Here is an 18,857-nt window from a genome sequence, read left to right on the forward strand (position 1 = left end):
CGTGCGGCACGGGGTAGATCTTCCCGACCGACCCAAAAGCCTCAGGCTTGGGGCGGCAGCCTACACATAGACTATTGCGTTGTAGTGAAAGTCACAGCACAGGGGACGAAGATGTACACTTGTGCACTGAAATTTTTATGACAAGCCCGGCAAGGGCCCGGTTCAGTCTGTAAGACTGCCGCACTTTAGCATTTATCGCCAGTCACAGATGCCTGTGCGGGCAGCCAGCGTTGCAGAATCTGCTGCAGATCAATGCGTTTGAACGGCTTGGTCAGGTAGTCGTTCATGCCGGCGGCCAGGCAGCGTTCGCGATCGCCCTGCAGCGCGTTGGCAGTCAGGGCGATGATCGGCATGGCTGCGGCATGGGGGATCTGGCGGATGCGCCGGGTGGCCTCGTAGCCGTCGATGACCGGCAGGCGGCAATCCATCAGCGTGGCGGCAAAGCGCTGGCGGCTGGCCAGCGCCACCGCCTGGGCGCCATCGGCGGCCACGCACACCTCGAACCCCAGGCTGCGCAGCATGGCCTGGGTCACGGCCTGGTTCACCGGGTTGTCCTCCACCAGCAGGATGCGCCGGCCCTGGCCAGGGTCACTGTTGTCGGTCCTGGGCGCAGGCAGCGTGGGGTTCTGCTGCATGCATAGCGCCAGCGGCATTTCCAGGGTAAAGGTCGAGCCCCTGCCTTCACGGCTTTCGGCACGCAGCGTGCCGCCCATGCGCTCGGTCAGGGTGCGGGCGATAGACAGCCCCAGGCCGGTACCGCCGTAACGTCGTGAAATAGAACTGTCGGCCTGCTGGAAGGCAACGAACATGGTTTCCAGGCGCTCGCTGTCGATACCGATGCCGGTATCGCGCACCGCACAGGTGAACCAGATCAGTTGTCGGTCCAGTACCTGCCAGCGCGGTTCGATCTGCACGCTGCCGTGTTCTGTGAACTTCAGCGCGTTGCCGATCAGGTTCACCAGCACCTGGCGGATGCGGGTCGGGTCGCCGGCCACGCGCAACTGTTCCATGCCCGGCGGCAGTGGCGCCAGCAGCAGCAATCCGCGCTGCTGGGCGACATGCTGGAACGACTGCGTGCAACTGCCCAGCAGCTCGGCCAGGTTGAACTCGATGTGCTCCAGCTCCAGCGTCGTGCGCTCGATCCGCGAGAAGTCGAGGATGTCGTTGATCACCTTGAGCAGATGGCCGGTGGACTCGCTGGCCACGGCCGCGTACTCGCTCTGTTCTTCGCTCAGCGCGGTGGTCTGCAGCAGTTGCAGCATGCCCAGCACCCCGTTCATGGGGGTGCGCAGCTCGTGGCTCATCATCGCCAGGAAGTCCGACTTGGCCTTGTTCGCCTGTTCCGCTTCCTCGCGGGCCTGGATCAGCTGGGCGATGGCCTGTTGCTGCTCGTGGCTGGCCTGTGCCAGGCCGCTGGCCAGGTTGTTGATGTGGCGGGCCAGGTGGCCCAGCTCGCTGTCGTCGACCACCGGCAGCGGCGCATTGAAGTCGCCTTTCTGGATGGCCTTGACCGCGTGCCCCATGTCGCTGATCGGACGCGACAGGCTGCGCGCCAGGCGCCGTGCGAGGATGAAGGTGAACAGCAGGGCGAACAGGGCCAGGATCGCGGCCTTGATCACGATTTCCTGCTGGCGCTGGTTGAAGGCGTCATCGGACATGCCCACGATCACCCGGCCCAGGTAATCGTCCTTGCGGGTCGAGGCCGAGCCACCGTTGTGCAGGAAATCGCTGTCCAGGAAGATCCGCTGCAGGCGGATAGGCGCCTGGAACACCTCGACCTGCTGGGGGCGGTTCTCGTGCTCGTCGGCCTGCTCGACATACACCAGGATGTGGTTTTCGCTGTCCTGCACTTCGAGAAAGCGCACATGCGGGATGGTCAGGGTGGCGCGCATCAGGCTCTCGAGCACTTCGTCATTGCCCGAAATGACCCCGTATTCCGAGGCCGGTGCCAGCTGGTTGGCGATCAGCTGGCCGGTATGGTTGAGCTCCTGGCGCAAGTCCTGGATGCGCACGAAGGTGAAGAAGCTGATCAGCAGCAACGTCAGCAGCAGGGCCGGCCCCAGGCTGATGATCTGGGTGCGGGTACTGATGTCCCAGGTCAGTTTTTTCATCGGTGCTTCTCTCCTGCGGCCACGGCCTGTTGTGCGGCCACCGGGTCTATCGCCTCGATGCCCAGGGCTCGGGCCACCTGCTGGTTGCCGGCCACGCGAAATCGCTCGGGGTACAACGTCCGCGGCCAGGCCGCCGGCGGCTGGTCGAGCAGGCGGTCGAGCACCGCCAGCCAGTCATGCTGGTCGCTCAGGGTACTGGCCAGCCCGCCGGCGCGCACGAACCCGGCATTCGGACCGATCAGCGGGACCTGGCGTGCATAGCTGCTCAGCAGCAGGTGCTTGGCCGTGGTGGCGTTGTACAGCAGTGGGTCGTCCAGGCCCAGTAGCACATCGCTGTTTTTGAGCACGGCCTGCAGCGGCCGATTGTCACGCGGGTCGGGCCAGGCCTGGGCGATGATCTCAAGGCGCAGCGCCTTGGCCGCCTGGCGCAGCTCGTCGAGCAGGAACCGGCTGTTCTCGGTATATAGCACACCAATGCGCCTGGCCTGGGGCAGCAGGTAGTGGGCCAGGCGCAACTGGCGCGCGGGCGGCGGGTCGCTCCACAGCAGGCTCAGGTAGGACGGGCGTCGGTCGCCCAGGTGCCGGCTGGCCTGTACCCGGCTGACCCGCAAGGCCAGCGTTGGCGGGCCTTCGGCCTGTTTCAGGCGCCAGTCCAGTGCGGCCAGGTCGAGCAGAATCAGGCGCGTGCCCGGCTTGAGCCTGTGCCCGGCAGGCAGTTCTGACACGGCGGTGAAGCGCACGTGATCGGTGGGGCGCTGCGCGCGCAGGGCGGTGACGAAGTCGCGCACGCCTGCATTGCCCTGGGCGGCGGTAACCAGAATGTCTGCGGCCGCCAGTGCGCTCAGCGGCCACGCCAGCATCAGCACCAGGCAAGCGTGCAGCAGGCGCATCAGAATTCCAGCTCCGCGCTCAGGTACAGCACCTGCCGGCTGTCGTAGCGGTTCTGCCAGTTGCTGGTGGGCTCGTCATCCAGGCGTTGCTGAAGCATCCCGGCCAGCTCCAGGCTGGCGTTGCGGATGGGGATGCGCCTGGCCACGCGCAGGTCGACACGCTCGAAGCGGTACTGGTTGAGGGCGTCGTCGCCGTAGTAGAACACTGCGCTCGACCAGCCTCGGCCCCAGTCGCGCAGCCAGCCGGCCGATCCGCTGTTGCGTGCGCTGAGGTGGCGGTCATCGGGGTTGCTGGCCCAGGCATCGACATAGGCGTAGGTCAGGCGCAGGCGGTCGGCACTGCGCAGTTGCCAGTCCAGTTGCGCCTCGCTGCCGGTGAAACGCGCCTTGTTGGCGTTGCTGGCGATGGGCCGGTTGTTGCGCAGCGGTTCGCTGACCATGCCGGTGAGCTGGTCATGGAACAGCTTGATGTCCAGGCTCAGGCCGATTTCGCTGAAAAAGCCGTTGTAGCCCAGCTCCTGCGAGCGCATGCGTTCCTGGTCGAGATCGCCCGGGCCGCGGGTGGTGACGAAGTACTCGGCGTGGCGCTGGCCGAAAGCGGCCGGGCGCAGGTTGTCGACGCGGTAGCTCCAGTTGACGTTGTTCTCGAACATGTCCGGCGAGCGTACCGCTTCCGAGTACACCGCACGCAGGCCGTGGCGCGGGGTGATCAGGTAGTTCACGGCCAGGCGCGGGGCCAGCGAGCTGCCCGCCAGCCGGGTGTCCTCGAACATCGCGCCGCCCTGCACGATCCAGTGTTCGTCGGCGCGCCACTCGAGCTGGCCGAACAGGCGCCAGGTGGTGTCGTCGAGGCTGCCATCGTAGTAGGTCTGCGAGTCGGCCCGGTCGTAGCGGTAGGCGACGCCGCTGACCAGGCGCAGGCTGTCGCTCAGGCTCAGGGTGTCCTGCAGCTCCAGGTCCAGGCGGCTTTCGCGGGTACTCTGGTCGATGTCGCCGCACACCGGGTTGGCACCGCCGTTGTGCCACTGCTGGCGGACCTCGCGGGCCAGCGCCTGCTCCTGGTCGCTGCCGGGAGGAATCGGCGCGTCGATGTTGCGGGCCAGGCGTTCGGTATAGCCCGGGTTGAGCCGCCACAGCTGCGCCAGTTGCGGGCTGAAGGCGATGGCCGCATCGCACGCGCGCCACACCTGCTGGCGATCCCAGTGCAACGCCGAACCCTGCAGGTACAGACTGTGCCACGGGTCCAGGTCGATGTTCCAGCGTACCGAGGCGGCGTAGTCCTTGGCATTCACGTCGGCGTTCGCCCCTGCGCCGCTAACGCCGGGGAACACCGGGGTGTAGGCATAGGGGCGCTGCTCGCTGCCTTCCTTGGCGGAAAACTGCCAGTCCAGGCTCTGCTCGGCGTTCAGCGCATGGCTGGCGCTCAGGCTCAGGCGGGTCAGGCGGCGGCCATCGCGGTAGTGCTGGCCCTGCGCGTTGTGGTCAAAGCCGTCGTCCTGCTGGCCCGACAGCGACAGGCGCAGGTCGCCGCCTTCCCAGCCCAGGCCCTGGCTGGCGTACCAGTCGTCGATGCCGCGCTGGCCGCGGATCACCTTGAGCCGCGTGCCATGGCTGTCGGCCGGGCTGCGGGTGAGGATGTTGACCACCGCCATCAGTGCATTGGCGCCATAGCTGACGGTGTTGGGCCCGCGGAACACCTCGATGCGCTCGATATCCTCCAGTGCCAGCGGGATATCGCCCCAGTCCACCGTCGCCAGCCCCGCGCGGTACACCGAACGGCCATCGACCAGCACCTGCATGCGCCGCGCATCGTTGACGCTGCTGCCGTGGTAGTTGGCCGCCGGCTGGTTGCCCGCGCCGTAGCCGACCATCATGCCGGGCACCAGGCGCAGCAGTTCGGGTACGTTGCGCGCGCCGCTGGCGCGGATCAGCTCACTGTCGAGCACGCTCATGCTGCCGGGCACCGCCGCCGGCGACTGCCTGAGGCGGGTGGCGGTCAGGATCTGCGGCAGCGCCTGGCTGTCGACGAACAGGTCGTCCGCCACCGCCGGACCGCCCAGCAGGGCAGTCAGCAGAACCAGCGGGCGCGAGGGGGGAGGGCCAAGATGCACGGCGCGGCCTTGATGGCGGGTATCGAGCGGGCATGTTAACCGAGTAGCCGGCTTTTTCCAGCGATCAAACCCGCATTGCTGCGGTCCAATCGCACATCTGGCGCTGGCCGTGGCCTTAACGCTCCGTATAATGCGGGGGTCGCCACTTTATTGGTTTTAACGGATTGGATATGACTGAACAGCAGCCTGTTGCAGTTCTTGGAGGCGGGAGCTTTGGTACCGCCGTGGCGAACCTGCTGGCCGAGAATGGTGTCGAGGTACGGCAGTGGATGCGCGACCCCGAGCAAGCCGAGGCCATGCGCAACAACCGCGAAAACCCGCGCTACCTCAAGGGCGTGAAGATCCACCCGGGCGTCGAGCCGGTCAACGACCTGCTGGCCACCCTGCAGGCCTGCGAGCTGATCTTCGTCGCCTTGCCGTCCAGCGCCCTGCGCAGCGTGCTGGCGCCCCATGCCGAGCTGCTGAGCAACAAGCTGCTGGTGAGCCTGACCAAGGGCATCGAGGCGCACACCTTCAAGCTGATGAGCCAGATTCTCGAAGAGATCGCCCCACAGGCGCGCATCGGCGTGCTCTCCGGGCCCAACCTGGCCCGCGAGGTGGCCGAGCACGCGCTGACCGCCACCGTGGTCGCCAGCGAGGACGAGCAGCTGTGCCAGCGGGTCCAGGCCGTGCTGCACGGGCGTACCTTCCGTGTCTATGCCAGCAACGACCGCTTTGGCGTCGAGCTGGGCGGCGCCCTGAAGAACGTCTATGCCATCATCGCCGGCATGGCGGTGGCGCTGGGCATGGGCGAGAACACCAAGAGCATGCTGATCACCCGCGCGCTGGCCGAGATGACCCGCTTCGCCGTCAGCCAGGGCGCCAACCCGATGACGTTCCTGGGCCTGGCCGGTGTCGGCGACCTGATCGTCACCTGCTCTTCGCCCAAGAGCCGCAACTACCAGGTCGGCCATGCCCTGGGCCAGGGGCTGAGCCTGGACGAGGCGGTCAACCGCCTGGGCGAGGTGGCCGAAGGGGTCAACACCCTCAAGGTGCTCAAGGCCAAGGCCGAGCAAGTGCAGGTGTACATGCCGCTGGTAGCCGGCCTGCATGCCATCCTGTTCGAAGGCCGGACCCTGAGCCAGGTGATCGAGCTGCTGATGCGCGGCGAGCCGAAAACCGACGTCGACTTCATTTCCACCAGCGGTTTCAACTGAATTACAGGAGCAGGGCATGAACGAGTCCCCAAAACAGGCGCAGCGCGAATCGATCATCTTGCGTGTGCTGTGGATGCTGGTGTTCCTACTGGTATGGCAACTGGCCGAGCTGCTGCTGGGTGGCCTGGTGGTGGTGCAACTGGTGTACCGGCTGATCTACGGCGCACCCAGTGCCAGCCTGATGAACTTCGGCGACAGCCTGAGCCAGTTTCTGGCCCAGATCGGTCGCTTCGGCAGTTTCCACACCGACCAGAAGCCCTGGCCGTTCGCCGACTGGCCCACCCCGCGCGCGCCGGAAGGCGAAGCCGCCCACAGCGTGCCGCCTGCGCCACACCCGGCGCGTGACGAAGAGCCCAAGCTGTGAGGCTGTGGGTACTGCGCCACGGTGAAGCCGAGCCCCGCGCCAACAGCGACGCCGAACGCCGGCTGACCGCCCACGGTCGCGAGCAGGTGCTGCGCAGTGCCGCCCAGTTGCTCGGCTGCGCGCCGCAGGTGATCCTGGCCAGCCCCTATGTACGCGCGCAGCAGACCGCTGCGCTGGTCCACGAGGCGCTGGGTTTGGACAAGCCGGTGCAGACCGTGCCCTGGCTCACTCCCGAAAGCGACCCGCAGCAGGTCATCGCCGAGCTGGGCAGGCTGGGGGTGGAGCAGGTGCTGCTGGTCAGCCATCAACCGCTGGTGGGCACGCTGGTGTGCCTGCTCGAGCATGGCCACCGCAAGGACCCCGCACCCATGGGCACCGCCAGCCTGGCCGAACTCGACGGCGACCACCCCCTGGCCGGGCTGATGACACTGCGCAGTCTCACTCCCACCTGATCGCCAACCACGACAAGGAATGCTGCATGAGCCTCTGGAAAACCCAACCCGATATCGACCAGCTCAACGCCCGCCAGAAAGGCACCATCGGCGAAGTGCTGGATATTCGCTTCGAAGGCTTCACCGACGACTCCCTGAGCGCCAGCATGGTCGTCGACCAGCGCACCCACCAGCCGTTCGGCCTGCTGCACGGCGGCGCCTCGGTGGTGCTGGCCGAGAGCGTCGGCTCCATGGCCAGCTACCTGTGTATCGACACCACGCGCTTCTATTGCGTGGGCCTGGAGATCAACGCCAACCACCTGCGCGGTGTGCGCAGCGGGCGCGTCACGGCCACTGCCCGGCCCGTGCACATTGGCCGCAGCACCCATGTGTGGGACATCCGCCTGAGCACCGAAGACGGCAAGCTCAACTGCATCTCGCGCCTGACCATCGCCGTCATCGCGCTGGGCGACAACCCACCGGCGACCTGATATTTCTACCAGTTGTTGCCCATGCCCTGCCTTGCTAGCGTGCCCCCAGGACCCATCGGGGGCGCGAACAGGAGTTTGGCGATGAACACACCGGATCCGGAAATGGCAGGCTCGGCCTACTTCTACGACATCGTGCGCCAGGTCGAGCGTGCCCAGGCGCTGGATTTTGCCGAGTACAACGTGCTCAAGGACAGTGCCGAGGCCAAGCTCGACGAGTTGATGCGACGCCTGGAGGGGCTGCGCGAGCTCAGGCAATTGCGCGAGACGGGCCGCCTGATGGGGCATCAGTTGCAGGCCACCTGCCTGGCACTGCGCCGGGCCGAACTGAGCCGCGAGCACAAGCGCAAGGCACGTGATGCGCTCGAGTACCAGTTGCTGTACCTGCAGGCCTGCCTGCGCCGTTCGATTGCCAGCTTCGACGCGAATTGACCTGATCGTCGTGCTCCCTGGCCTGTACGGATGTTGCCGGGTGTTGCTGCGGCGGGGAAAATGGCCCGATTCCCCTTCGCGGACAGGCGACCATGACGCAGCAGATCTTCTTCGCCCATGCCAACGGCTTCCCCTCGGCCACCTACGGCAAGCTGTTCGCTGCGCTGGCCCCCGATTATCACGTCACCCACCTGCCGCAGCACGCGCACGACCCGCGCTTTCCGGTCAACGACAACTGGCAGAACCTGGTCGATGAACTGATCCATCACCTGGAGCAGCAGCCCGAGCCGGTGTGGGGGGTAGGGCACTCGCTGGGCGGGGTGCTGCACCTGCACGCGGCGATGCGCTGCCCGCAGTACTACCGTGGGGTGGTGATGCTCGATTCGCCGGTGCTGACCCGAGCCGACGAGTGGCTGATCCAGCTGGCCAAGCGCTTTGGCTTCATTGACCGCATCACCCCGGCCGGCCGCACCCTGGGACGCCGCGAGGCGTTCGCCGACCGCGAGAGCGCCCGGGCCTACTTCACCGGCAAGGCGCTGTTTCGCCAGTTCGACCCCGACTGCTTCGAGGCTTATCTGGAACATGGCCTGCAGGACGAGGGCGAGCAGTTGCGCCTGCGCTTCGACCCGGCCACCGAGATCAGCATCTATCGCAGCCTGCCCCACGTAAGCCCCGGCCCGGCCCGCCAGCTGACGCTGCCGCTGGCGATGGTGCGTGGCAGCCAGAGCCGCGTGGTACGCCGCCACCACGCGTATGCCGTGCGCAGCATGCCCAGGGGCGAGTTCCACAGCCTGCCGGGTGGGCACATGTTTCCGCTGGAGCGCCCGCATGACACCGCGAGCCTGATCAAGGGCCTGTTCGATCGCTGGCAGGAAGCGGTGCAATGAGTGGCGTGGAGGAAGTGCGCCTGAACCTGGGGCACATCGAACTGGCAGCGCACCTGTTCGGCCCGCAGCAGGGCATCCCGGTAATCGCCGTGCATGGCTGGCTCGACAACGCCAACACCTTCGCGCGCCTGGCGCCCCGGCTGCATGGGCTGCGCATCGTGGCACTGGACCTGGCCGGGCATGGCTATTCAGACCATCGGCCGGTGGGCGCCGGCTACGCGCTGTGGGACTACGCCCACGACGTGCTGCGGGTAGCCGAGCAACTGGGCTGGCAACGGTTTGCCCTGCTCGGGCACTCGCTGGGGGCGATCATCTCGGTGATCCTGGCCGGTGCCTTGCCCGAGCGGATCACCCGCCTGGCGCTGATCGACGGGGTGATCCCGCCCGGCGCCGGCCCCCAGGACACGGCCGAGCGCATGGGCATGGCCTTGCAGGCGCAGTTGCGCCAGGGCGGCAAGGGCAAGACCGTCTACCCGACCCTGGAGCTGGCGGTGCAGGCACGCATGCAGGGCATGGTCGCGGTCACCCGCGAGGCCGCCGAGCTGCTGGCCCAGCGCGGCCTGATGCCGGTGCCGGGTGGCTACACCTGGCGCAGCGACAGCCGCCTGACCCTGCCGTCGCCGCTGCGCATGAGCGAAGAACAGGCGCTGACCTTCGTGCGCCGCATCGCCTGTCCGACCCAACTGGTGGTGGCCGCCGACGGCATGCTGGCGCGCAACACCACCCTGCTCGAGCAGCTACCCTTCAAGCTGGAACAGCTGCCGGGCGGGCATCACCTGCACCTGAACGACGAGTCGGGCGCCAGCCTTGTTGCAGACTGTTTCAATCGCTTCTTTGCCATTTCTTGACTTGCGGCGGGCAACTGTCGAGGCTTGGCGGGTTGAACAGGGAGACAACCATGACCAAGCGCGACACCGTTGCACCTTTTTTCGCCATCGAGGCCCTTAGCGCCATGGCCCGCCAATGAGTATTTCGCGTCTGATTCGAACAGGCCTTGCCGGCCTGGCCGTGCTTGCCAGCACGCCACTGATGGCCGATCAACTGCCGATTCCGGTGGATGCCAAGGTAGTGGGCCAGACCAGTGCGCAGGAACTGGAGCAGGAACAGGAGCGGGTGTACCCCCTCGGTTCGCTGCGCAAGATCAGCAATGTGGTACGCATGGAGGGCAAGGTCGAGGGCCGCGGCAAGGTCAGCTATGCCACCTACCAGCTGCCGGCCGAGCGCAGTGCCAACGAAGCCTTTACCGCCGCCCGCGAAGCCTTGCAGACCGCAGGTGGCTACCCGCTGTTCTGGTGCCAGGGGCAGGACTGCGGTGAAAGCAGCCTGTGGTCGGCGCAGCTGGCCGGGCGATTCAACCTGACCGGTGCCGACAACCAGCAGGCGTTCATTCTGTTGCGCCGCTCCGGCGCCTCCAGCGACACCCTGGTTGCGCTGTACAGCATCACCAAGGGCAATCGGCGCGCGTACCTGCATGTCGAGGAGTTCGTGGCCAACGCACCGCTGGGCGAGGTGTTGCCCACGCCGGCCACCGTGCAGCGGGAACTGCTGAGCACCGGCAAGCTCGACTATGCCGACCTCAAGGGCGAACCGCAGCCGGCCTGGGTCAACCTGCTGTCGCGCAGCCTCAACCTGAACAGTACCTTGCGCGTGACCCTGACCGGCGCCCAGGCCGAGGCCTGGCGCGAGCAACTGGTCAAGGCCGGGGTGCGCGCAGCACGGCTTGAAGTGGGTACGCAGCCGGCTGCCGGGCTGCATGTCGAACTGATCCGCTGACCGGGGCCGCTATGCTCAACAACGATCGCCTGCTGGTGCAGATCATCCTTATCGGCCTGCTGGGGGCCGGTCTGTGGGTCATGGCCCCGTTCATTTCCGCGCTGCTGTGGGGGGCGATCCTGGCCTATGCCAGCTGGCCGCTGATGCGCCTGCTCACGCGCGTGCTCGGCGGGCGCGAAACCCTCGCGGCGAGCGTACTGACGGGCGTGTGGATGCTGCTGGTGGCATTGCCGCTGGTGTGGCTGGGCTTCAACCTGGCCGACCATATTCGTGATGCCACCGCGTTCGTGCGCGACGTGCAGGTCGACGGCCTGCCCGATGCGCCTGCCTGGCTGGGCGGCATACCCTTCGTGGGGGAGCGCCTGGTCGGCTTCTGGGACACCCTCGACCAGCAGGGCGCGGCCATGCTGGCGGCGATCAAGCCACACCTGGGGCAGGTGGGCAACTGGTTGCTGGCCCGCAGTGCGCAGATCGGCGGCGGGATTCTCGAACTGACCCTGAGCCTGGTGTTCGTGTTCTTCTTCTACCGTGACGGGCCGCGGCTGTCGGCCTTCGTGCTGCGCCTGCTGAACCGCCTGATCGGCGAGCGCGCTGAATACTACCTGGACCTGGTGGCTGGCACCGTGCAACGGGTGGTCAACGGCGTGATCGGCACCGCAGCGGCGCAAGCCCTGCTGGCGCTGATCGGCTTCCTGATCGCCGGGGTGCCGGGCGCGCTGGTGCTGGGCCTGGTGACCTTCCTGCTCAGCCTGATCCCCATGGGGCCGCCGCTGGCCTGGGTGCCGGCCACCGCATGGCTGGCGTGGCAGGGCCAGTACGGCATGGCGGTGTTCCTGGGGATCTGGGGCACGTTCATCATCAGTGGCGTGGACAACGTGCTCAAGCCCTACCTGATCAGCCGGGGCGGCAACCTGCCGCTGGTGATCGTGCTGCTGGGGGTGTTTGGCGGGTTGCTGGCGTTCGGCTTCATCGGCCTGTTCATCGGCCCCACGCTGCTGGCAGTGGCCTACAGCCTGCTGCTGGACTGGACCCGCAGCGAGCCGCAGCACCCGCCGCGGGCCTGATCGCACCGGCCTGGCTGGCCGGGCCGCCCTTGCCAGGCGCCGGCCCTGCCGGCCAACGGGGCGTCCCAGCCATGCCGACTCGCTCTCTTTACGCATTCTTTATACCCAACCCTCGCTAGCCCTCTCGCCCCTTTACGCCCCCCCTCCCGACAATCACCGTCAGCGGCACCGTGCCGCGGGACGGAGATTCTTCATGAGCATTCTGGACGGGGTGTCACTGCTGCTGGCAGTGGCGTTGTTTGTGTACCTGATGGCCGCGCTGCTGCGCGCCGATCGCGGTTAGGAGCAGCCATGCACAGTTACGATTACGCATTGCTGCTGGCCTTTTTCGCCCTGGTGCTGCTGCCGGCGCCCTGGCTGGGCCGCTTCTACTACAAGGTGATGGAAGGCCAGCGCACCTGGCTGAGCCCGCTGCTGGGGCCGGTGGAGCGGGGCTGCTACCGGCTGGCCGGGGTCGACCCCGCCACCGAGCAGAGCTGGAAGACGTACGCCCTGGCGCTGCTTGCCTTCAACCTTGCAGGCTTCGGGCTGCTGTTTGCCGTATTGCTGCTGCAAGGGCACCTGCCGCTGAACCCGCAGCACCTGCCCGGCCAGGAGTGGTCGCTGGCGTTCAACACCGCCGTCAGCTTCATGACCAACACCAACTGGCAGTCCTACAGCGGCGAAGCCTCGCTCAGCTACCTGAGCCAGATGCTCGGCCTCACCGTGCAGAACTTCGTCAGCGCCGCCACCGGCCTTGCCGTGCTGGTCGCGCTGTGTCGTGGCATTGCCCGACGCTCGGCCAGCACCCTGGGCAACTTCTGGGTCGACATGACCCGCGCCACCCTCTACGGGCTGCTGCCGCTGTGCCTGCTGCTGGCGCTGCTGCTGGTATGGCAGGGTGTGCCGCAGACCTTCACCGATTATGTGCATGCACTGACCCTGCAGGGCGCCGACCAGGTGATCCCGCTGGGCCCGGCTGCCAGCCAGATCGCGATCAAGCAGCTGGGCACCAACGGCGGCGGCTTTTTCGGGGTGAACTCGGCGCACCCGTTCGAGAACCCCAGCGCCTGGAGCAACCTGTTCGAGGTGGCCTCGATCATCCTGATTCCGGTGGCCCTGGTGTTCACCTTCGGCCACTACGTCAAGGACCTGCGCCAGAGCCGCGCGATCATCGCCTGCATGCTTGCGCTGTTCGTGATCGGCGGCGCCACCGCGCTGTGGTCGGAGTACCAGCCCAACCCCACCCTGAACAGCCCGCTGGTGGAGCAGACCGCGCCGCTGGAAGGCAAGGAGAGCCGCTTCGGCACCACCGCCAGCGTGCTCTGGAGCGTGACCACCACCGCGGCCTCCAACGGCTCGGTGAACAACATGCACGACAGCCTCAACCCGCTCAGCGGCATGGTCGCGCTGGTCAACATGATGGTCGGCGAGGTGATTTTCGGCGGCGTCGGCGCCGGGCTCTACGGCATGCTGCTCAACGTGCTGATCGCGGTGTTCCTGGCCGGGTTGATGATCGGTCGTACCCCTGAATACCTGGGCAAGAAGCTGCAGGCCCGCGAGGTGCAACTACTGGTCGCCACACTGCTGGTGATGCCGGTGGGCGTGTTGGTGCTCGGCGCGCTGGCCACCAGCCTGCCGGGGCCTGCCGCCGCGGTCAGCAACCCGGGCCCGCACGGCTTCAGCCAGTTGCTGTACGCCTACACCTCGGCCAGTGCCAATAACGGCTCGGCGTTTGCCGGGCTGGGCGCCAACACCACCTTCCACAACCTGATGATCGGCCTGGGCATGTTGATCGGGCGCTTCGGCTACATCCTGCCGGTGCTGGCCCTGGCCGGCAGCCTGGCGCTGAAGAAGAGCGCGCCGGTGGGCCAGAACAGCTTCCCGACCCATGGCCCGCTGTTCGTCACGCTGTTGCTGGTGACCATCCTGCTGATCGGTGGCCTGACCTTCCTGCCGGCCCTGGCCCTGGGCCCGGTTGCTGAATACCTGAGCCTGGGCTTGTGAGGAGCCGACCATGAACCTGCCTGTTTCCGAAGTGAAGGCGGCCCCGTCCGCCACTGCCCGCACCACCTTCGCCGCGCTCTGGCGTCCGGCCCTGGTGCAGGCATTCGTCAAGCTCGACCCGCGCCAGCTCAAGCGCGCCCCGGTGATGCTGGTGGTGGAACTGACCGCTATCTTCACCACCCTGTTGTGCCTGCTGCCCAGCGACGTACCCACCGGCGTATCGGTGCAGATCGCCGTGTGGCTGTGGTTCACCGTGCTGTTCGCCAACTTCGCCGAGGCCCTGGCCGAAGGCCGTGGCAAGGCCCGCGCCGACAGCCTCAAGGCCGGCAGCCAGGGCCTGAACGCGCGGCGGCGCATGGCCTCGGGCGAGTTCGAGGTGGTGCCGGCCAGTGACCTGCGCAAAGGCGATGTGGTGCGTGTGGATGCCGGGGAGATGATCCCCGGTGACGGCGAGGTGATCGAAGGGATCGCCGCGGTCAACGAGGCGGCGATCACCGGCGAGTCCGCACCGGTGATCCGCGAGTCTGGCGGCGACCGCTCTGCGGTCACCGGCAACACCCGGCTGGTGTCCGACTGGCTGCTGGTGCAGATCACCAGCAACCCGGGCGAGTCGACCCTGGACCGCATGATCGCCCTGGTCGAGGGCGCCAAACGCCAGAAGACGCCCAACGAGGTGGCCCTGGACATCCTGCTGATCGGCCTGACGCTGATCTTCCTGGTGGTAGTGGTCACGCTGCAGCCCTTCGCGCACTTTGCCGGTGGCAGCATCCCGATGGTGTTTCTGGTGGCCTTGCTGGTGACCCTGATCCCCACCACCATCGGCGGCCTGCTGTCGGCCATCGGCATCGCCGGCATGGACCGTCTGGTACGGCTCAACGTGATTGCCCGTTCGGGGCGTGCAGTGGAAGCGGCCGGCGATGTGCACGTGCTGCTGCTGGACAAGACCGGCACCATCACCTTCGGCAACCGCCGTTGCAGTGCGGTGCACGCCGCCCCCGGCATCACTGCCCGCGAGCTGGGCGAGGGCGCCTTGCTGGCCTCGCTGGCCGACGACACCGCCGAAGGCAAGTCGATCGTCGACTACCTGCGCCAGTTGCATGACTTCACCCCACCCGACGCTGCACACCTGGTGCCGGTGGCCTTCAGCGCCGAAACCCGCCTGTCGGGCGTCGACTTCGGCGCCCAGCGCTACCGCAAGGGCGCGGTGGATTCGGTGCTGGCGTTCGTCGGCATGCAGCGCCTGGACCTGCCGGCCGCCCTGGCCCGTGAAGTCGACCGCATTGCCCAGAGCGGCGGTACACCGTTGCTGGTGTGCGTGGACAAGCGCCTGCTGGGCGTTATCCACCTCAAGGACGTGGTCAAGCCCGGCATTCGCGAGCGCTTCGCCGAGCTGCGCAAACTGGGCATTCGCACCGTGATGGTGACCGGAGACAACCCGCTGACCGCGGCGGCGATTGCCGCCGAGGCCGGGGTCGACGACGTGCTGGCCGAGGCCACGCCGGAGAAGAAGCTGGCACGCATTCGCCAGGAACAGAACGACGGGCGCCTGGTAGCCATGTGCGGCGACGGTGCCAACGACGCCCCGGCGCTGGCCCAGGCGGATGTCGGCATGGCCATGAATGACGGCACCCAGGCGGCCCGCGAGGCGGCCAACATGGTCGACCTGGACAGCGACCCGACCAAGTTGCTGGATGTGGTACAGGTGGGCAAGGAGCTGCTGGTGACCCGTGGCGCGCTCACCACCTTTTCCATTGCCAACGACGTGGCCAAGTACTTCGCCATCCTGCCGGCGCTGTTCGCTGCGATCTACCCGCAGCTGGGCGTGCTCAACCTGATGCAACTGGCCAGCCCGCAGAGCGCCATCGTCTCGGCGATCGTGTTCAACGCGCTGATCATCGTGGTGCTGATCCCGCTGGCGCTGCGCGGGGTACGGGTGCAGGCCGCCAGCGCTGCCCACCTGCTGCGGCGCAACCTGCTGATCTACGGTCTGGGCGGGCTTCTGGTGCCGTTCGTGGGGATCAAGCTGATCGATCTGGCGCTCAATGCGCTGCACCTTGTGTGAACTGGGAGATGAACATGACGACGCTAGTACGCCCGGCCCTGAGCCTGATTGTGTTGATGACCCTGATCACCGGCGCGGTGTACCCGCTGGTGGTCACCGGGGTCGCCCAGGTGGCGTTCCCCGAGCAGGCCAACGGCAGCCTGCTGCGCGACGACAGTGGCCAGGTGCGCGGCTCTCGCCTGCTGGCCCAGCCGTTCAGTGGCGCGGGCTGGTTCCAGCCGCGGCCCTCGGCGGCCGACTATGCCACGGTGTCCAGCGGTGCCAGCAACCTGGCGCCGAGCAACCCGGCGTTGGCCAAACGCGTGGGCGAGCAGGCCCAGGCGCTGTATGTGCCGGCACAAGGCCCGGTGCCGCTGGCGCTGCTGACCACCTCCGGCAGCGGCCTGGACCCGCACCTGCCGCCAGCAGCCGTGGCCTATCAGCTGGCGCGGGTGGCAGCGGCGCGGCAATTGCCGCTGCCCGCCTTGCAAGCCCTGGTGGAGCAGTCCACCCTGCACCCACTGGTGGGGCCGCCGGTGGTCAATATCCTGGCCCTGAATGCGGCCCTCGACCAGCTCGCACCTGCTTCGAAATAAGGACGTGTGTCGACCATGAGTGATTCTGAACGCGCCGATGCGTTGTTGGCCGAGTTGCCGCGCGAGGGGCGCGGCCGGCTCAAGGTGTTCCTGGGCGCAGCGCCCGGCGTAGGCAAGACCTACGCCATGCTGCAGGCCGCCCATGCGCAGTTGCGCCAGGGGGTGAGGGTGCTGGCGGGCATCGTCGAAACCCATGGGCGCAGCGAAACCGAGGCGCTGCTGGGCGGTTTGCCGCAACAGCCGCTGGTGCGCTCCGAGTACCGTGGCGTGCAGTTGGAGGAAATGGACCTGGACGGCCTGCTCAAGGCCGCCCCGCAACTGGCGCTGGTGGACGAGCTGGCCCACAGCAACGCACCCGGCAGCCGCCACGCCAAGCGTTGGCAGGACGTGCAGGAGCTGCTGTCGGCCGGTATCGACGTGTACACCACGGTCAACGTGCAGCACCTGGAAAGCCTCAATGACCATGTGCGCGGCATCACCGGCGTGCAGGTGCGCGAAACGCTGCCCGACTGGGTGCTGCAGGAAGCCTTCGAACTGGTGCTGATCGACCTGCCGCCGCGCGAGCTGCTCGAACGCCTGCGCGACGGCAAGGTGTACGTGCCGGAGCAGGCGCGGGCGGCGATCGATGCGTTCTTCACCCAGACCAACCTGACGGCCCTGCGCGAGCTGGCGATGCAGACCGCCGCCGCCCAGGTCGATGCCGACCTCGCCCACGGCTACCGCAGCCTGGGCCAGGATGCGCCGGCGCTGCGTGGGCGCCTGCTGGTGGGGGTGGATGGCGATGCCCAGGCCGAGCGCCTGGTACGTCATGCCAGCCGCGTGGCACAGCGCCGCCACCTGCCCTGGAGCCTGGTGCACGTGGACAACGGCCGCCTGCGCGACGAAACCGCACGCCAGCGCCTGCAGGCCGCCCAGCAGCTGGCCGAGCGGCTGGGCGGCGAAGTGGTGGTGCTGCGCGCCGGCGAGGTGGCCAACACCTTGATCCAGCATGCGCTGGAGCGGCGTGCGAGCCTGGTGCTGGTGGGCCAGTCGCGTGACCGGCTGCGTCGGCGCTGGTTCGGTGCCGGTGTGGCGGCGCGCCTGTTGCGCGAGGCCCACGGGCTGGAAATCAACGTGCTCGACCGCGACGCACAGCCAGAACCGGTCAGCGCGCCGGTGGCGCGAGCCTGGGCCTGGCGCCACTACTTGCTGGCGCTGCTTGCCACCGTGTTGGCCAGTGCACTGGCCTGGGGCGTGGCCGGGGTGCTGGCGCTGCCCAACATCTCGCTGGTGTTTCTGGCAGCAGTGCTGCTGGTGGCGGTGCGCAGCAGCTTGGGCCCGGCGCTGGTGTGCGCCGCGCTGTCGTTTCTGGCCTACGACTTTCTGTTCATACCGCCGAATTTCTCGCTGAGCATCCAGCGCGAGGAGGACGTGCTGACCCTGGTGTTCTTTCTGCTGATGGCCGCCCTGACCGGCAACCTGGCGGCGCGCCAGCGGCGTCAGTTGCAGGCGCTGCGCGAAACCCAGGAGCAGACCGGCCAATTGCTGGACCTGACCCGCCGGCTGACCGCGGCCACCGACCGCCAGGCGGTGTTCAATGCCGCCAGCCACCACCTGGAGGGCTGGACGGACGTGCAGATGTGCCTGCTCGAACGCGATGCCGAAGGTCGCCTGCAGGTGGCCAGCGGCGGTGCCCTGCAGTTCAACGACACCGAGCGGGCGGCCGCCGACTGGGCCTGGCAGCATGACCAGGCCGCCGGCCTTGGCAGCGACACCTTGCCCAACGGGCGCTGGTGGTGGTGGCCGCTGTCGGTGGAGGAAGGCCCGCTGGCCCTGCTGGGGGTACGCCCGCGCGAGGGCCAGGTGCTGACGGCCCAGCGCCGGCGCCTGCTCAAGGCCCTCAGCCAGCCATTGGCCCAGGCCCTGGCCCGGGCGCGGCTGGCCGATCAGCTGGAGGCGGCGCGCCTGCACGGCGAAACCGAACAGTTGCGCAGTGCCTTGCTGGCCTCGGTGTCCCACGACCTGCGCACCCCGTTGACTGCCATGCGCGGCAGCATCGACAGCCTGCTGGCACTGGGTGAGGCAATCAGTCAGCACGACCGTCGCGAGCTGCTCGAAGGCACCCGCGACGAGGCCGAGCGCCTGGACCGTTACATCCAGAACCTGCTCGACATGACCCGCCTGGGGCATGGCGGGCTCAAGCTCGCGCGGGACTGGGTGGCGCCGACCGACATCGTCGGCAGCGCCCTGAGCCGCCTGCGCGTGGTGCTGGCCCCGTTGCAGTTGCGCACCGAGGTGCCGGCAGAGCTGCCGCTGCTGTTCGTGCATGCCGCACTGATCGAGCAGGCCCTGATCAATGTGCTGGAGAACGCGGCACGCTTCTCGCCGGCCCACGGGCGCCTCGAACTGCGGGTGAGTGTGGAAGGCGAGCAGCTGTGCCTGGCCGTCGCCGACGAGGGCCCGGGGATTGCGCCGCAGGACCGGGCGCGCATCTTCGACATGTTCTAC

Annotated in this window: 17 protein-coding genes; 14 read left to right on the forward strand and 3 right to left on the reverse strand. The window is 67.6% G+C overall.

Annotated elements, in window-relative coordinates; genetic code table 11:
- Window positions 1-185: 185 nt before the first annotated feature.
- From JZZ72_RS14620 to JZZ72_RS14630, 3 genes are read right to left on the reverse strand one after another with little or no spacing between them, the layout of a single operon-like run.
- Window positions 186-2,111, reverse strand: coding sequence for an ATP-binding protein (locus JZZ72_RS14620; RefSeq protein WP_196932953.1), 1,926 nt, complete (start codon window positions 2,109-2,111; stop codon window positions 186-188).
- Window positions 2,108-3,001, reverse strand: a complete 894-nt coding sequence (locus JZZ72_RS14625; RefSeq protein WP_043863118.1) for an ABC transporter substrate-binding protein — start codon at window positions 2,999-3,001, stop codon at window positions 2,108-2,110. Before JZZ72_RS14625 ends, JZZ72_RS14620 begins: the two co-directional genes overlap by 4 nt.
- Window positions 3,001-5,112: a TonB-dependent receptor plug domain-containing protein gene (locus JZZ72_RS14630; RefSeq protein ID WP_123752249.1), complete on the reverse strand. Its 2,112-nt coding sequence runs from the start codon at window positions 5,110-5,112 to the stop codon at window positions 3,001-3,003. The genes JZZ72_RS14625 and JZZ72_RS14630 overlap by 1 nt, the downstream gene beginning before the upstream one ends.
- Window positions 5,113-5,282: 170 nt before the next feature.
- On the opposite strand from JZZ72_RS14630, the gene JZZ72_RS14635 reads away from it, so the two are divergent.
- The 14 genes from JZZ72_RS14635 to JZZ72_RS14700 all read left to right on the forward strand — a co-directional run.
- Window positions 5,283-6,308 (forward strand): NAD(P)H-dependent glycerol-3-phosphate dehydrogenase, encoded by a 1,026-nt coding sequence (locus tag JZZ72_RS14635; RefSeq protein WP_043863116.1) that lies wholly within the window; start codon window positions 5,283-5,285, stop codon window positions 6,306-6,308.
- Between the two features lie 16 nt (window positions 6,309-6,324).
- On the forward strand, window positions 6,325-6,672 hold the full coding sequence (locus JZZ72_RS14640) for a DUF4389 domain-containing protein (RefSeq protein ID WP_043863115.1): 348 nt from the start codon (window positions 6,325-6,327) through the stop codon (window positions 6,670-6,672).
- Window positions 6,669-7,124 (forward strand): phosphohistidine phosphatase SixA, encoded by a 456-nt coding sequence (gene sixA, locus JZZ72_RS14645; RefSeq protein ID WP_196932956.1) that lies wholly within the window; start codon window positions 6,669-6,671, stop codon window positions 7,122-7,124. The genes JZZ72_RS14640 and sixA overlap by 4 nt, the downstream gene beginning before the upstream one ends.
- A 26-nt stretch (window positions 7,125-7,150) precedes the next feature.
- Entirely contained in the window at window positions 7,151-7,594 is a 444-nt protein-coding gene (locus tag JZZ72_RS14650) for a hotdog fold thioesterase (protein ID WP_043863113.1), read from the forward strand.
- 81 nt (window positions 7,595-7,675) lie between these two features.
- Window positions 7,676-8,023, forward strand: coding sequence for a hypothetical protein (locus JZZ72_RS14655; RefSeq protein WP_043863112.1), 348 nt, complete (start codon window positions 7,676-7,678; stop codon window positions 8,021-8,023).
- A 92-nt stretch (window positions 8,024-8,115) separates the two neighbouring features.
- A complete protein-coding gene (locus tag JZZ72_RS14660; RefSeq protein WP_054915681.1) occupies window positions 8,116-8,910 on the forward strand; it encodes an alpha/beta fold hydrolase in 795 nt (264 codons plus the stop codon).
- Window positions 8,907-9,758: an alpha/beta hydrolase gene (locus JZZ72_RS14665; RefSeq protein WP_210014640.1), complete on the forward strand. Its 852-nt coding sequence runs from the start codon at window positions 8,907-8,909 to the stop codon at window positions 9,756-9,758. Before JZZ72_RS14660 ends, JZZ72_RS14665 begins: the two co-directional genes overlap by 4 nt.
- Before the next feature lie 115 nt (window positions 9,759-9,873).
- Window positions 9,874-10,683 (forward strand): DUF4892 domain-containing protein, encoded by an 810-nt coding sequence (locus tag JZZ72_RS14670; RefSeq protein WP_043863109.1) that lies wholly within the window; start codon window positions 9,874-9,876, stop codon window positions 10,681-10,683.
- 11 nt (window positions 10,684-10,694) lie between these two features.
- Entirely contained in the window at window positions 10,695-11,747 is a 1,053-nt protein-coding gene (locus JZZ72_RS14675) for an AI-2E family transporter (RefSeq protein ID WP_043863108.1), read from the forward strand.
- 193 nt (window positions 11,748-11,940) lie between these two features.
- Window positions 11,941-12,030, forward strand: coding sequence for a K(+)-transporting ATPase subunit F (kdpF, locus tag JZZ72_RS14680; RefSeq protein ID WP_043863107.1), 90 nt, complete (start codon window positions 11,941-11,943; stop codon window positions 12,028-12,030).
- An 8-nt stretch (window positions 12,031-12,038) separates the two neighbouring features.
- Complete coding sequence (gene kdpA, locus JZZ72_RS14685; protein WP_054915683.1) at window positions 12,039-13,733, forward strand: potassium-transporting ATPase subunit KdpA; 1,695 nt, start codon at window positions 12,039-12,041, stop codon at window positions 13,731-13,733.
- A 10-nt stretch (window positions 13,734-13,743) separates the two neighbouring features.
- Entirely contained in the window at window positions 13,744-15,795 is a 2,052-nt protein-coding gene (kdpB, locus tag JZZ72_RS14690; protein ID WP_043863105.1) for a potassium-transporting ATPase subunit KdpB, read from the forward strand.
- 14 nt (window positions 15,796-15,809) lie between these two features.
- Window positions 15,810-16,370 (forward strand): potassium-transporting ATPase subunit KdpC, encoded by a 561-nt coding sequence (kdpC, locus tag JZZ72_RS14695; protein ID WP_210014641.1) that lies wholly within the window; start codon window positions 15,810-15,812, stop codon window positions 16,368-16,370.
- A 15-nt stretch (window positions 16,371-16,385) separates the two neighbouring features.
- Window positions 16,386-18,857, forward strand: a 2,472-nt coding sequence (locus JZZ72_RS14700) for a sensor histidine kinase (RefSeq protein ID WP_210014642.1), incomplete at its 3' end; no start/stop codon positions are given.

The organism is Pseudomonas palmensis, from assembly GCF_017848315.1.
GTDB lineage: Bacteria > Pseudomonadota > Gammaproteobacteria > Pseudomonadales > Pseudomonadaceae > Aquipseudomonas > Aquipseudomonas palmensis.